Origin of the sequence: Klebsiella sp. K47 (assembly GCF_051858335.1) — a bacterium.
GTDB classification, from domain to species: Bacteria; Pseudomonadota; Gammaproteobacteria; order Enterobacterales; family Enterobacteriaceae; genus Klebsiella; species Klebsiella pneumoniae.
The window spans coordinates 1-269 of record NZ_JBPYUI010000141.1 but is presented as its reverse complement, the minus strand read 5'-3'; the positions used below and the strand labels follow the sequence as shown (position 1 = coordinate 269).

General features: G+C 70.6%; 1 protein-coding gene. It reads left to right on the top strand.

Annotation, left to right across the window (positions count from 1 at the left end):
* Window positions 1–269: Mur ligase family protein (locus RRF55_RS27455; protein WP_439419224.1), on the top strand; the 269-nt coding region annotated here is incomplete at both ends.

Sequence of the window (269 nt, the reverse complement as noted above, 5' to 3'; positions counted from 1 at the left end):
CGGCACCAAGGGCAAGAGCACCACCACCGCGCTGCTGGCGCACCTGCTGCGTGCCTCCGGCGCGCGCACCGGGCTGATCGGCAACATCGGCCTGCCGCTGCTGGAAGTGCTGGCGCCGCAGCCCGCGCCGCAGTACTGGGCGGTGGAACTCTCCAGCTACCAGACCGGCGAGGTCGCGCGCAGTGGCGCGCACCCACAGGTCGCCATCGTGCTGAACCTGTTCCCCGAACACCTGGACTGGCACGGCAGCGAAGCGCGCTACATCGAAG